The 12374-nt window shown below is 63.4% G+C and carries 14 protein-coding genes; 6 read left to right on the top strand and 8 right to left on the bottom strand.

Annotation, left to right across the window (positions count from 1 at the left end):
- Window positions 1-18: 18 nt before the first annotated feature.
- Together FHX03_RS04945 and FHX03_RS04950 are read left to right on the top strand one after the other, a co-directional pair.
- Window positions 19-1266 carry an ROK family transcriptional regulator gene (locus tag FHX03_RS04945; protein WP_097624728.1) on the top strand — a complete coding sequence of 416 codons (1248 nt, stop codon included), beginning with the start codon at window positions 19-21 and terminating at the stop codon, window positions 1264-1266.
- Window positions 1250-1726 carry an RbsD/FucU family protein gene (locus FHX03_RS04950; protein ID WP_097624727.1) on the top strand — a complete coding sequence of 159 codons (477 nt, stop codon included), beginning with the start codon at window positions 1250-1252 and terminating at the stop codon, window positions 1724-1726. Before FHX03_RS04945 ends, FHX03_RS04950 begins: the two co-directional genes overlap by 17 nt.
- A gap of 14 nt (window positions 1727-1740) precedes the next feature.
- Here FHX03_RS04950 and FHX03_RS04955 read toward each other — a convergent pair whose 3' ends face one another.
- The 6 genes from FHX03_RS04955 to FHX03_RS04980 all read right to left on the bottom strand — a co-directional run bounded on the left by FHX03_RS04955 (window position 1741) and on the right by FHX03_RS04980 (window position 7239).
- A complete protein-coding gene (locus FHX03_RS04955; RefSeq protein WP_183852788.1) occupies window positions 1741-2964 on the bottom strand; it encodes an FAD-dependent oxidoreductase in 1224 nt (407 codons plus the stop codon).
- A 1-nt stretch (window position 2965) separates the two neighbouring features.
- On the bottom strand, window positions 2966-4189 hold the full coding sequence (locus FHX03_RS04960) for an Atu1372/SO_1960 family protein (RefSeq protein ID WP_183852790.1): 1224 nt from the start codon (window positions 4187-4189) through the stop codon (window positions 2966-2968).
- A 17-nt stretch (window positions 4190-4206) separates the two neighbouring features.
- On the bottom strand, window positions 4207-4866 hold the full coding sequence (locus FHX03_RS04965) for an amino acid ABC transporter permease (protein ID WP_097624724.1): 660 nt from the start codon (window positions 4864-4866) through the stop codon (window positions 4207-4209).
- Window positions 4863-5522: an amino acid ABC transporter permease gene (locus FHX03_RS04970; RefSeq protein ID WP_183852791.1), complete on the bottom strand. Its 660-nt coding sequence runs from the start codon at window positions 5520-5522 to the stop codon at window positions 4863-4865. Before FHX03_RS04970 ends, FHX03_RS04965 begins: the two co-directional genes overlap by 4 nt.
- Before the next feature lie 5 nt (window positions 5523-5527).
- Complete coding sequence (locus FHX03_RS04975; RefSeq protein WP_097624722.1) at window positions 5528-6280, bottom strand: amino acid ABC transporter ATP-binding protein; 753 nt, start codon at window positions 6278-6280, stop codon at window positions 5528-5530.
- An 80-nt stretch (window positions 6281-6360) separates the two neighbouring features.
- The gene (locus tag FHX03_RS04980; protein ID WP_097624721.1) at window positions 6361-7239 is read right to left on the bottom strand and encodes an ABC transporter substrate-binding protein; all 879 of its coding nucleotides are present in this window, start codon (window positions 7237-7239) and stop codon (window positions 6361-6363) included.
- Window positions 7240-7401: 162 nt separating this feature from the next.
- Between FHX03_RS04980 and FHX03_RS04985 the strand changes: the two genes are divergently transcribed.
- The 4 genes from FHX03_RS04985 (at window position 7402) to FHX03_RS05000 (ending at window position 9942) form a co-directional block, all read left to right on the top strand.
- Window positions 7402-8457 (top strand): GlxA family transcriptional regulator, encoded by a 1056-nt coding sequence (locus FHX03_RS04985; RefSeq protein WP_183852792.1) that lies wholly within the window; start codon window positions 7402-7404, stop codon window positions 8455-8457.
- Window positions 8458-8628: 171 nt separating this feature from the next.
- On the top strand, window positions 8629-9210 hold the full coding sequence (locus FHX03_RS04990; protein ID WP_183852793.1) for a TetR/AcrR family transcriptional regulator: 582 nt from the start codon (window positions 8629-8631) through the stop codon (window positions 9208-9210).
- A complete protein-coding gene (locus tag FHX03_RS04995; RefSeq protein WP_183779248.1) occupies window positions 9207-9569 on the top strand; it encodes a nuclear transport factor 2 family protein in 363 nt (120 codons plus the stop codon). The genes FHX03_RS04990 and FHX03_RS04995 overlap by 4 nt, the downstream gene beginning before the upstream one ends.
- On the top strand, window positions 9562-9942 hold the full coding sequence (locus FHX03_RS05000) for a TfoX/Sxy family protein (RefSeq protein WP_183852794.1): 381 nt from the start codon (window positions 9562-9564) through the stop codon (window positions 9940-9942). The genes FHX03_RS04995 and FHX03_RS05000 overlap by 8 nt, the downstream gene beginning before the upstream one ends.
- A 38-nt stretch (window positions 9943-9980) precedes the next feature.
- On the opposite strand, the gene FHX03_RS05005 is transcribed toward FHX03_RS05000, so the two are convergent.
- Both FHX03_RS05005 and FHX03_RS05010 read right to left on the bottom strand, forming a co-directional pair.
- The gene (locus FHX03_RS05005; protein WP_183852795.1) at window positions 9981-11018 is read right to left on the bottom strand and encodes a 4-hydroxyproline epimerase; all 1038 of its coding nucleotides are present in this window, start codon (window positions 11016-11018) and stop codon (window positions 9981-9983) included.
- 53 nt (window positions 11019-11071) lie between these two features.
- Window positions 11072-12322: an NAD(P)/FAD-dependent oxidoreductase gene (locus tag FHX03_RS05010; protein ID WP_183852796.1), complete on the bottom strand. Its 1251-nt coding sequence runs from the start codon at window positions 12320-12322 to the stop codon at window positions 11072-11074.
- Window positions 12323-12374: the final 52 nt, after the last annotated feature.

Here is a 12374-nt window from a genome sequence, read left to right on the forward strand (position 1 = left end):
CAATCGGGAGGAGCGGCCATGTCGTCTTTGGATGGACCGGAACACACGCCGGTCCCGCCGCCAATTCTAAATCCGGCCGGAGGTGCGAACCAGGTCAGGGTCCGGGCCTATAACGAACGGCTCGTGCTGTCGCTGGTGCGTCTCTACGGTGCGCTGTCGAAGGCCGATATCGCGCGCCGCAGCGGACTGTCGGCCCAGACCGTCTCGGTGATCATGCGGGTGCTTGAGAAGGAAGGTCTGCTGTCGCGCGGGGCGCCGGTGCGCGGCCGTGTGGGACAGCCGTCGATCCCTATGCATCTCAATGCCGACGCCGTCTATTCCTTCGGCCTGAAGATGGGCCGGCGCAGCGCCGATCTTGTGCTGATGGATTTCGTCGGTCGTATCCGCATGCAGCTGCACCGCACCTATGCCTATCCGCTGCCGGAAGAAATCCTCGCCTTCGTCACCTCGGGCATCCAGGAACTCGAAGACCGGCTCGACGACAAGCAGCGCGGCCGCATTGCCGGCCTCGGCATCGCCGCCCCCTTCGAACTCTGGAACTGGGCCGAAGAGGTGGGCGCGCCGCCTGGAGCCATGGAGGTCTGGCGCGATGTCGACCTGCAGGCCGACATCGCCGCGCGCGTCTCCCATCCGGTCTTCATGCAGAACGATGCGACCAGCGCCTGCGGGGCCGAACTGGTCTTCGGTGTCGGGCCGTCCTACCCGGATTTCGTCTATTTCTTCATCGGCTCCTTCATCGGCGGCGGCATCGTGCTCAACTCGGCGATCTTTTCCGGCCGCACCGGCACGGCCGGCGCAATCGGCCCCCTGCCGGTGCGGGGAAAGAACGGCGAGACGATGCAGTTGCTCGAAATCGCCTCGATCTTCGTGCTCGAAAACATGCTGCGCGAGCGCGGCATCGATCCCGAGCCGCTGTGGTATTCGGCCGACGACTGGGTGGATTTCGGCGAGCCGATGGAGACCTGGATCCAGGATAGCGCCAAGGCGCTGGCGCAGGCGATCGTCGCGGCCGCCTCGATCGTCGATTTCAGCGCCGCCGTGATCGACGGCGGTTTTCCCCATTGGGTGCGCAGCCGCGTTGTGCAGGCCACCATCGACGAAGCCGCCAAGCTCGACCTGCAGGGCGTCGTCATGCCCGAAATCATCGAGGGCGCGGTCGGCGCCCAGGCGCGCGCCATCGGCGGCGCCAGCCTGCCGATCTTTGCGCGTTACCTCACCGACCAGAACGTACTCTTCAAGGAGGTAGACAATGCTGAAAGGACTTGATCCGCTGTTGAGCCCGGAGCTGCTTTTTACGCTTCGGGCCATGGGCCACGGCGACGAGATCGCCATCGTCGACGGCAATTATCCGGGCGTCGAACATGCGCGCCGGTTGATCCGGCTCGACGGCCACCACCTGATCCCGGTCCTCAATGCCGTGCTCAGCGTGCTGCCGATCGACGATTTCGTGCCGGAAGCGATCTTCCGCTCGACCGTCAAGGCTGAGCGCGACAAGCTCGACCCGGTGCATGAGGAGATGATCGACTGCTGCGCCCGTCACGAGCCGCACCGGCCGGTGGTGCCGCTCGTCGGCCCGGATTTCTACGGCCGGGTGAAGGCCGCCCATGCGGTGATCCAGACCAGCGAACCCAGGCTCTATGCCAACATCATCCTGCGCAAGGGCGTGATCTATCCGAAAGAACCGGGCACACCGTCGGCGGCCGGGGTGGATCCGTTCGTTTACTAGCTATCGTCTAGTCATCATCTCGTCTGTGTGGCGATCAGGTCCACCATTTTTCGGGCCGAGCCCAATGCCAAGGTCCAGCCGAGCATTCCGTGGCCGGTGTTGATGTAAACACCTTTCAGATGCTCGCAGGGCCTGATGATCGGGCGGGATGACGGGGTCATCGGCCGCTCGCCTGACCATCGCATCAGAACGACGCTGTTCTTGAAGAGGGCCGGCAGGACGCCGACGGCTGCGCCGCGCAGCGCTTCGAAACGCGCCGGGTCGAAGCCCGCGCCCGGGCGGTCCATATCGGCAAGACCGGCGACGCGGAAACGATCCCCGATCGATGCGAAAGCCAGCTTGCGTTTTACGTCGGTGAGGCTGATGGCGGGTGCGGCAGCGGTCCGCGGCACGGTCAGCGAATAGCCTCTCACCGGACGCACCGGGCGGACCTCCGGCAGCTCCGCGGCAAGCAGACGGACCTGAGCGCCCGCAGCGACGACGGCGGTATCGACCGCGAGTTCCTCCCGGTCGTCGAACCTCACGGCCGCAAGCCTGTCCGCCTGTCGTGAGAAGCCAGCCACTTTCCGGCCGAAGAGCAGCGACACCCGGTGGTGCTGAGCAATATGGTGTGTCAGCTGACGGCAAAAGCCGGCTGCATCGCCGAGCGCATCACCCGGCGTGTAGACCGCACCGGCGATTTCGCCTTGGTAGCCGGCAAGGGCAGGCTCGATCTCCTGGGCTTCCGCGCTCGAGAGCAGCTGCTGCTCGAATCCGAGTGCATTTTTCCGTGAGACGGCTGATTGGGCCGCGGCAAAGCTACGCTGATCCGGATAGAGATGCAGCTTTCCCGCAAGCCGGTAGTCGAAGGACAGACCGGTTTCCGCCACCAGCAATGCGAGTTCGCGGCGGGACTCTCCGGCGAGTTCCAGAATGGCCCGGGTATTGCTCCACCATCGCGAAAATGACGCGTTGGCGAGGAAGCGCAGCCCCCAGAGAAAAAAATCCGGGTCGAGCTGCCAGCGTATCCGGAAGGCGGGGTCGCGGCCGAGAGCGATGGCCGGCAGATGCCTGAGCAGTCCGGGAGATGCCATCGCATCGCCATAGGCCCAGGAGAGCTGCGCGGCATTGCCGGCGCTGGCGCCGCTGCCGGGTTCGGCTGCTGCATCGATAAGCGTCACATCGTGCCCTGCCTTGGCCAATAGATAGGCCGAGGAAACGCCGATCACGCCTGCGCCGATGACTGCGATGCGCGCCATGTCAGACCTCGCTTCCCACAAGCGCGGTCAGCTCGATTTCGACCGGAACGCCCCGCGGAAGAGATGACACGCCGATCGCAATGCGGGCGTGCTCCCACCGATCCGGAAACAGATCGCGCAGCAGCTCGGACGCGCCGTCGACGACCGCCCCATGGCGGGTAAAATCATCCGTTGCGGCAACATAGCCCGCAAGCCGCACGAAGCCGCGCACCTTGTCGAACCCATCACCGGCGCGCTCAAGCTGAGCAAGCAGGTTGAGAAGGCAGATCCGCGCGCATTCGCGGCCCTCCTCGATCGAGACATCCGCCCCGAGCCGACCGGTCCGCCAAACAGCTCCACCGGTCACCGGCACCTGACCGGACATGGTGACGATATTGCCGGTTCGCACAGCGCCGGCGAAAGCCCCGGGCGGTATTGCGGCTTCCGGCAAGCTGAGGCCGAGGACGGCAAGACGCCTGTGCACGGCATCGCTTGCGCTCATGCCGGGATCAGCCCTTCTGCTTTTGCCGGCTTCGGCGCTGCGCGCGACGAAAGCCTTGAGAATTTCCAGATCGAGGGCCGTCAGACGGTATTCCGGATGCCACTGGATCCCCAGGCAAAATGCCTCGGTCTCGCCCTCGAATGCCTCGATGATCCCATCGGGTGCCCGCGCGATGATGCGAAAGCGCCCGTGACCGGACAGCGCATGGCGATGCAGGCTGTTGACCCGGGTCGGCCCCGTCCCGACCCAGCCGGCAAGCAGGCTGCCGGGCTCGACGATGATCTCGTGCGCCAGTTCATCGGGGAGGTCCTGCGGGATGTGCGAAATGCCGGCGGCCGGAAGCTCGCTGAGGAACTCGCCGCCGAGGCACTCGCCGATCAGCTGCATGCCATGGCAGATACCGAGCAGCGGTTTGCCTGCCGTCATCGCCTTGGCCACCAGCTGACGCTCGAAGTCGCGGCGCCGATCGGCCACTTCGGCCCCCGGCCGGGAGCCGGTCAGGACGATCCCATCGGCAAGCGCCAGCGCCGCCTCGATGTTTTCGGCGTCATAGGGCAGGATCAGCGGCACCCCGCCGGCGCTGGTGATGGCCTCGGCATAGTTCGAGCGCACCACATATTCGCATTCCGTCGGCTGTTGCGGCGTCTCGTCGAGATCGGGCGTTATGAGAATGAGGGGGCGGGCCTTACGTGCCGGCGCGGCGGGAAACGCGGTGACCGCGGCAACGGTCATATCGGTGGTCATGGTCTGAACCTTATGATTTAGCGGGCGGGCACGGCAAGCCGGCGGGAGAAGACAGAAAACGGCCAGGCGATCGCGAAGTAGCAGAGGCCGACCGCCACATAGATCTGCAGCGGCAGGAAATACTCGGTCGCCATCGCCCGGCCGGTCAGAACCAGTTCGTTGACGGTGATCAGCGATGCAAGCGAGGAATCCTTGAGAAGCGCGACGAAGGTGACGATCATCGGCGCCAGGATGACGCGGACGACCTGCGGGAAGATGATCAGCCGGAAGCTCTGAACCGGCGTGAGACCGACAGCCAGGGCCGCCTCGCGCTGCCCCGCCGGGATCGCCTTCAGCCCGGCCCGGAAGAGTTCGGCGATCTGAGCCGCAAAACACAGCGCCAAACCTGCGATCGCCGCGCCGAAAGCATCGAAGACGATCCCAATGCCGGGCAGGCCGAAGTAAAGCAGAAACAGCACCGCGAGCAGCGGCACGCCGCGCACGACCGTCACATAAAGGGCCGCGAAATGCCGTAACGCCTGGAAATCTGATCTCTGGCACAGCGAAAGCAGCAAACCGAGCACGAGCGCCAGAGCAAAGGCACATACGGAAAGCACTGCCGTATTCACCATTGCCCGCAACAACAAGGGCAGCCATTCGCCACCATAGTCGCGGTAGGGTGCGAAAAACCCGATCATCCTTTCAGCCTCCCGTAACGTCTTTCGAGGAATCGCGTCACCTGCATCAATGGCAGGCTCAGCAGCAGATAGAGTGCCGCCGCCGTCGCGTAGATCATCGTTGTCTGGAAGGACGAGGTGACCATGGAGCGGGCGAAGAACATGATTTCAGGCGCCGCGATGGCCGAGACGACTGAGGTGTCCTTGAGGAGCTGCACCGCGTAATTCCCGAGCGCCGGCAGCGCGATCCGCATGGCCTGCGGCGTCAAAATCTCGAAAATCGTCTGGAGCGGCGTCAGACCTGCGGCAAGCGACGCCTCCGCCTGGCCCTTTGGCAAAGAGGCGAAACCAGCGCGGAAGATCGATGAGGTAATGGCTGCGCCGATCAGTCCGAGGCCCAGAATGGCGGCAGCAATCGAGGTCAGCCTCACGCCGATGCTGGCAAGCCCGAAATAGAGGATGAACAGATGCGTCAGGGCCGGCACGTTGCAGAGGATTTCGCAATAGGCGTCGATCGCCAGATTGACGACCCTGATGGCGGTGAATTGCCTGACGAGGGCAAGGAGGAAGCCGACGCCGGTTGCAAAAGCCAGCGAGGCCAGCGTCACCAAGACGGTTACCTCAAGCCCGGCGGCGAGCCCTTCAACGACGGAGAGGAATAGCGAGAATCCGCTCATGGCGCCTAGTGCCGGATCTTGTTGAGAAAGGCTTGCGTGCGTGCCTCGCGCGGCGCGGTAATGACCTGGCGCGCCGGCCCGGCCTCGACGATCTTTCCGCCGTCGAGGAACAGCACCCGGTCAGCGATGTCGCGGGCAAAGGCAATCTCGTGCGTAACGATCAGCATCGTGCGTCCTTCGGCAGCGAGCTCTTCCATCACTTTCAGAACCTCATGGACCAGTTCGGGATCCAGAGCTGAGGTCGGTTCGTCGAAAAGCATGAGTTTCGGCTTCTGGGCGAGCGCCCGCGCGATGGCCACACGCTGCTGCTGGCCGCCGGACAGCTCCAGCGGCGAGGCATCGGCGCGGTGCGTCATGTGCACTTTCGCCAACATCTCCAGGGCCAATTCGCGCGCCTCGCCGGCAGACAGGCCGCGGACCTTGCGTGCCGCGATCGCAACGTTTTCCGTCACAGAGAGATGCGGCCAGAGATTGAAGAGCTGGAAGACCATGCCCATCTCGGCGCGCTGTGGCGCAAGCTGCCGGTCTCTCATCACCTGGCCGTTGCGAACGCCGATCCGCTCGCCATCGAGGCAGATCTCACCGGCACTCGGTTTCTCCAAAAAATTCATGCAGCGCAGACAGGTCGATTTCCCGGAGCCCGAGGGGCCGATCAGGGCAATCTTCTCACCGGGCGCGACGGTAAAATCGATCCCCTTCAGGACTTCGACAGGGCCATAACTCTTGCGCAGGCCCGCCACGCTCAAAAGCGCATTCATCGCCGTTTCCTTATGCTGTTGTGTCGTGGCGAAGAGGTCGGATGAAGGCCGCTTGCCCCAGCCTTCATCCGTCAGCCCGGTCAGCCGCCGGCTGCGCAGGAGGGAAGCTTGTAATCGCCGGGGCGGTCGACGCCGGCACGGAAGTTTGCACCCACCGGCTTGAACCAGACATCGGCGGACAATCCGTAGCGTGCGCCGATCTCTTTCATCTCACAGCTCTTCCACATATCGGCGATGATCGCGTCCATCTTCTGACGCAGATCGTCGTTCTTCTGGTTGAGACCATAGACGACCTGACCGAGCCCGGTGAGCAGCGGGAAATCCGCGCTGTTATCCGTGAAGGCAAGGAAGTGCATGTTCCAATCCGGATTCTGCTTGATGGCGTAGGAAACCACCGGGGGGTCGCCGATGACGGCATCGATACGCCCGGCAATGAGATCGCGCACGGCAGCGTCGGATGTGTCGTAGAGCGAGAGCTCAATGCCCTTGATCATCTTCAGTTCCGGGACAAAGGAGAAGCCGGTGATCGTGCCGACCTTCTTGCCTTCCAGGTCGGAAAGCTTATCCCAGTTGGTCTTGTTCGATTGCATGATGCCGTTCTTGAAATAATGGATCGGTTCGGACAACGTCATGATCTTCGTACGCTTCTCGGTCCAGCCCATCGTGCCGAGCATCACGTCGACGCGACCGGATTGCACGGAGGCGATCGTACCCGACCATTCCATCAGCGCCGGCTGTATCTTGAGGCCGAGCTTGTCGGCGATGCGCTGCATGATCTCGCCATCGTAGCCGATCAGCTTGCCGTCCTGCCAGCCGGAGCCCGGCATGTCTCCCGTAAAGGCGACCGTCAGCTTGCCCTGCTCGGCAAGTTCGAATGCGTTTGCGAGCGGTGCCGATGCCATGAAGCTGCCTGCCAGCAGCGCGCACATCACCACCCTTCTCGAAAGAGAAAGTGCCATTGTTCTGATCCTTGATTTGTTTTTGGTTCCCCGGTCCGGTGGGTCTTGTCGCCGGATGTCGAGTTCGACGAGAGTGAGCTTGCCACCGAAAGGCGGCGTTGAATTTTAGAAATCGGACATTTTCTTTGAAATAGCGACATGGCTGACTTAAGGTCGGCCGCCATGAACACAGACGCCACCCCTTCAGATGCACCGGCCATCGAGCCGGACTATGTCCGCTGGCTCGACAGTTTGTGGGCCGAACGGCTTTTGGCCGCCCGAGACCGCAAGGCCGATCTCTCCATCGGTATTCTGCTCTGGCCGAGCTTCCCGATGATGTCGCTGACCGGGATCGTCGAGCCCTTGCGGCATGCCGCCGATTTCGCCGACAACTCCCGACCCCTGCATTGCCGCTGGTCGATCATGGGAGCGCCGGGCCACGTCGCGGTGGCGAGCTGCGGCATCCGCGTGCAGGCCGATGCGCCCTATATCAACCCGACGGACTTCGACTATATCGCCGTCATCGGCGGTCTCCTGCCGCATCTACGCGCGGCACCCAGCAAGCATCGCGACTACCTTCGGGTCGCCGCATCCGCCGGAGTCCCGGTGATCGGCGTCTGCACCGGCGTCTTCGTACTCGCCCAAGAAGGTCTGTTGACCGGGCGCAAAGCCTCGGTTCATCCCTTCCATGCCGAGGATTTCAAGATCGCCTTTCCGCGCCAGGCATTCTCGACGCGCGACGACTTCCTGATCGAGAACGGCCGCATCACCGTTCCCGGCGGCGTCTCGATCCTGTCGTTGATGACGGAACTCATTGGCACCCATTGCGGCCCCGACCGGGCGGCCAAGGCAGTTCACCAGCTGTCTTTGACCGAGCACAAGGGCTTGAGCGCTTTCGACCAAGGCCGGGTTTCCAGCTTTCGACATGTCGAGGATTCCCGCATTCAGCGCGCGGTCGTTTTGATCGAGAGCCGCAAGGGCCGCGACGTATCACCCGAGCAGGCAGCCAGCATGATCGGGCTGTCGCCGCGTCAGTTCGGGCGCCTGTTCCAGCAAGGCATCGGCATGACCCCGAAGCGGTTCATCATCGAGACCCGCCTGCGTTATGCCCGCTTTCTGGTGGAGAACAGCACGCTCTCGATGACGCAGATCGCCTTCGAGACCGGCTTTTCGGATGCCGCACATTTCGCAACGGCTTTCCGCCAGAAATTCAACCAGTCGCCGCGGCAATTGAGATAAGGGATTTCGATTTCGGCTACGCGGCCTATCCGCGACGGAATCCTTAATCTCGTCACGTTGCCCATCTCGTCAGCGACATCGGAGGCATGATTGGTGAAAGTTTACGAAAGGTCTTGCACTCGCATTCTTGATCGGTCATTCTAGAATGATCAATAAAGAATCGAGGCGAGTGTGGGCAGAACGCGGGAATTCGATGAGGAGGCGGTGTTGAAGGGGGCGATGCACGTCTTTCGCAAGCACGGCTATCAAGGTGCGTCGATCCGAGACCTGGAAGAGGCTACGGGCCTCAAAGGCGGGAGCATCTATCACGCCTTCGGCGACAAGGCCGGGCTCTTCGACGCGGCGTTCAGACATTACAATCGGGCGGTCCTGGAGGCGCGGCTCGAGCGATTTGCGCCGCCGGGGAGCGGCCTTAAAGGCTTGCGCGAACTGTTCCTTTCACTGCTGCATGAGCCCGACAATGGCTCCCTCGGCTGCCTGATCACCAACATGGCTGTGGAATTTGGCGGTGACGTCAAAACGCATCCCCGTGTCGAGGCAGCGCTCGGTCTTCTTCGCAGCACGTTCCGCTCGAGGCTCGGCGAGTCGTCGAATGTGGCTCGAGACGCGGACGAAGCCAAGGCGGACCGGACAGCCGTCCGTCTTCTTGCCCTCTATCAAGGCCTACTCGTGCTTATTCGCGGCGGCGAAGACAAAGCCAGCCTGCTGCAGGCGATCGAAGACGAATTCAATCAACTGGAGACACTGTTATGACGCCTGAGGCGCTATGGAATCGATATGCGGCCATCTGGTCGCTGGACGCTGACGCACGCGAGCCGGAAATGTTGGCATGCCTCGCCGACGATGTGACCTATTGCGATCCGAATGGAGCGATCGCCGGGCGAGCCGGCCTCTCGGCTTACATGGCCGGCTTCAAGGAGAGTATGCCGGCAGGCAGGTTCATAATATTGAGTGTCCTCCATCACAATGAACGTTCGCTGGCACGCTGGGAACTGCGCCACGACGACGAGACCGTCCTACAGACGGGGACAAGCTTCGCGGCGATGTCCGATGGCCGGCTCAGCGCGATCACCGGCTTCTTTGATCCTTCGGCGGGGCAGCCCCATGACTAGCGAGGCGACACGCCAGTTGGCGCTCGAATTTGCGAGCCAGATCGCCCCACCGGGCGCCATCGATGTAAGGCGGTTCTTCGGCGGATCCGCCCTCGTCCGAAACGGCGCGCAGTTCGGATTCGTCATGAAGGGCACGTTGTATCTGCGCGTCGACGCCGCAATGCGCGCGGAGTTCGAGGCAGATGGCTCAGAGCCGTTCAGCTACCGCGCTGCCGGCAGGGACGTGACGGTTCGCCGCTATTATGCGGTGCCGGCGCATGTGATCGACGATTCCTCGCTGCTGCGCAGGTGCTCGGAGCGGGCAATTGACGCGACCCCGCTGCCCGGTCGGAAACGCTCAAACGCCAACCTCGCCGGCAGCATATCTGGTTGATGCCCATATCCACCCCGGCCCATCGTGGCCTTGGGCGTTCAGATCTCTCCCGCCGACGACCCCCAGACATCCGTCAGCGCGAAGCCTGCGGGATGCGGGTCGAAGGGGTCGAGGGCCACTTGGGTCAGGCCGAAGGTGAAGCCGCGGCCGGTGATAGTGGGGATGACCGCGGGGCGGCCGGCCACCTCGGTCACCGCCTGCAGCCCGACCTCGAACTGCGAACCGATGATCGATTTCGAGGTGAAGACGTCGCCGACTTTCGCCCTGCCGCGGGCATGGAGCGCGGCGAGATTGGCGGAATTGCCGGTGCCGCAGGGCGAGCGGTCGGCCCGGCCCGGCCACATGGTGGTGCAGGTGCGCACCGTGCCGTCGGCTTCGCTATCGCGGAACATCACATAGGCAACGCCTGATATCGCCGGGATCTCGGGGTGGACAACCTTGATATCGCGGTTGATCAGCTCCTTGAGGATCATGCCGGCCTGGACGAGGCCGGCGGCATTGGCCTTCTCGATCGTCAGACCGATCTGGCCGACATCGACCAGGGCGTAAAAGATGCCGCCATAGCAGAGATCGGCCTTGATCCTTCCCCAATGCGGCGTGTCGATCTCGACGTCGAGTTCGTGCACGAAGGAAGGCACCATGGTGAGCTTGACCTTCTCGCAGCGCCCGTCGCGGCAGGTTGCTGCCGCCTTGACGAGGCCGGCCGCGGTTTCGAGCGTCACGATCGTCTCCGGCTCCTGCATCTCGACGATGCCGGATTCGAGCAAAGCCGTCGTGACGCAGATCGAGTTCGAGCCGGAGCTCGCATGCGCCTGATCCGGTTGCAGGATGATGAAGGCGGCATCCGCCTGCGGATGCCTTGCCGGCAGCAGCAGGTTGACCGAGCCGATCGGGGCGCCGCGCGGCTCCAGGCAGAGGAAGCGGCGAAGCTCGTCGCCCTTCGGATCGGTGTTCAGCCAATGCAGCTGGGCGGCGATGCTATCGCCCGGGATTTTCGGCACGCCGCCGATCGCGACGCGGCCGATCTCGCCCTCGGCATGGACATCCAGCAGCTGGATCGTGCGTTTCCATCTCATGTCGTAAACTCCAGTTCGGATGTGACGGCCGAGGCCGCCATCGACAGTAAATCCTAATATCGGTCCATGCGGAACGGGGTGATGTCGAGAGGTGGCTTGAGCCCGGTCACCATATCGCCGATCAGCCGCGCTGTCGTTGCCGCATAGGTCAGGCCGAGATGACCGTGGCCTGTCGCATAGAAAACCCCCGGCATTTTCGAGGACGGCGAAATGATCGGGATCGTATCGGGCAGCGCCGGGCGATGGCCCATCCAGTCCGTCGCCTCCTCGAGTTTGAGACCCGGTAGCGCGCGCTGGGCATGGCGCACCAGCACCCGCGGTCGGCGGAAATCCGGAGCTGCATCGAGGCCGGCAAGTTCGACATTGCCGCCGACGCGGATGCCGCCCGCCGTCGGCGTCACCATGAAGGCGCGCGCCGGCCAGATGATCGAATAGCGCATGGAGATGCCGGGTTTCATGATCTGCGTGTGATAACCGCGCTCGGTTTCAAGCGGGATCGGCTCGCCGAGCTTTTCGGCGAGGAAGCGGGTGTGGACGCCGGCGGCCAGCACGACGGAATCCGCCTCGATGCGGCTGCTGTCTTCAAGCAGCACGACGGCGGTGCCATCGCCATTGCGCTCGATATTCCGCACCATACCGGAGACGAAGGCCGCGCCCGCGGCCTTGGCCGCCTCGGCAAGTTTGACCACCAGCTGATAGGGATCGCGGATCGACTTGTTGTCGGGCAGCAGCACGGCCTTGGCGATCGAAGGGGAAAGCGCCGGCTCATAAGATTGGATGGCGCCGTTGCTCAACACTTCGAATTCGAGGCCGTAACGCTGCATCATGGCGAGATGGCCGCGGTCGGCGGCAAATTCCGCCTCGGTCTCGTAGATCGCCAGACACCCTTCCTCGGTCATCAGCTCGGGCGCGCCGATCGCCCCGAGCATCTGCCTGAAATCGCCGAGGGCGCGCTGTGAGAGGCTCATGCCGGCATCCTCGATCGCGCGGAGGCGCGACGGGCGGCCGGCCGCGAGGAAACGCAGGAACCAGGGCAGCATCTTTGCCGCATAGGAGGGCCGCAGCCAGACCGGGCCTTCGGGATCGAGCAGCCAGCCAGGCATTTTCTTCCAGGTCGAGGGGCCGGAACCGGCGACGAAATCGAGCGCGATGCTCGCCATATTGCCAAAGGAGGTGCCGCGTCCCGGCTCGCCCTTGTCGACCAAGGTCACCGCAAGGCCGCGCCGCTGCAGCTCGAAGGCGATCGAGGCGCCGATCACGCCTGCGCCGACGACAACAACCCTCTTCTTCGTCTCTTCAGCCATGCCATCAACCCACCCATACTGCAGACAGAATTGCCGTTCGCCACTCTGATAT

The organism is Rhizobium sp. BK456 (genome assembly GCF_014194045.1).
In the GTDB taxonomy this organism is placed as follows: domain Bacteria; phylum Pseudomonadota; class Alphaproteobacteria; order Rhizobiales; family Rhizobiaceae; genus Rhizobium; species Rhizobium redzepovicii.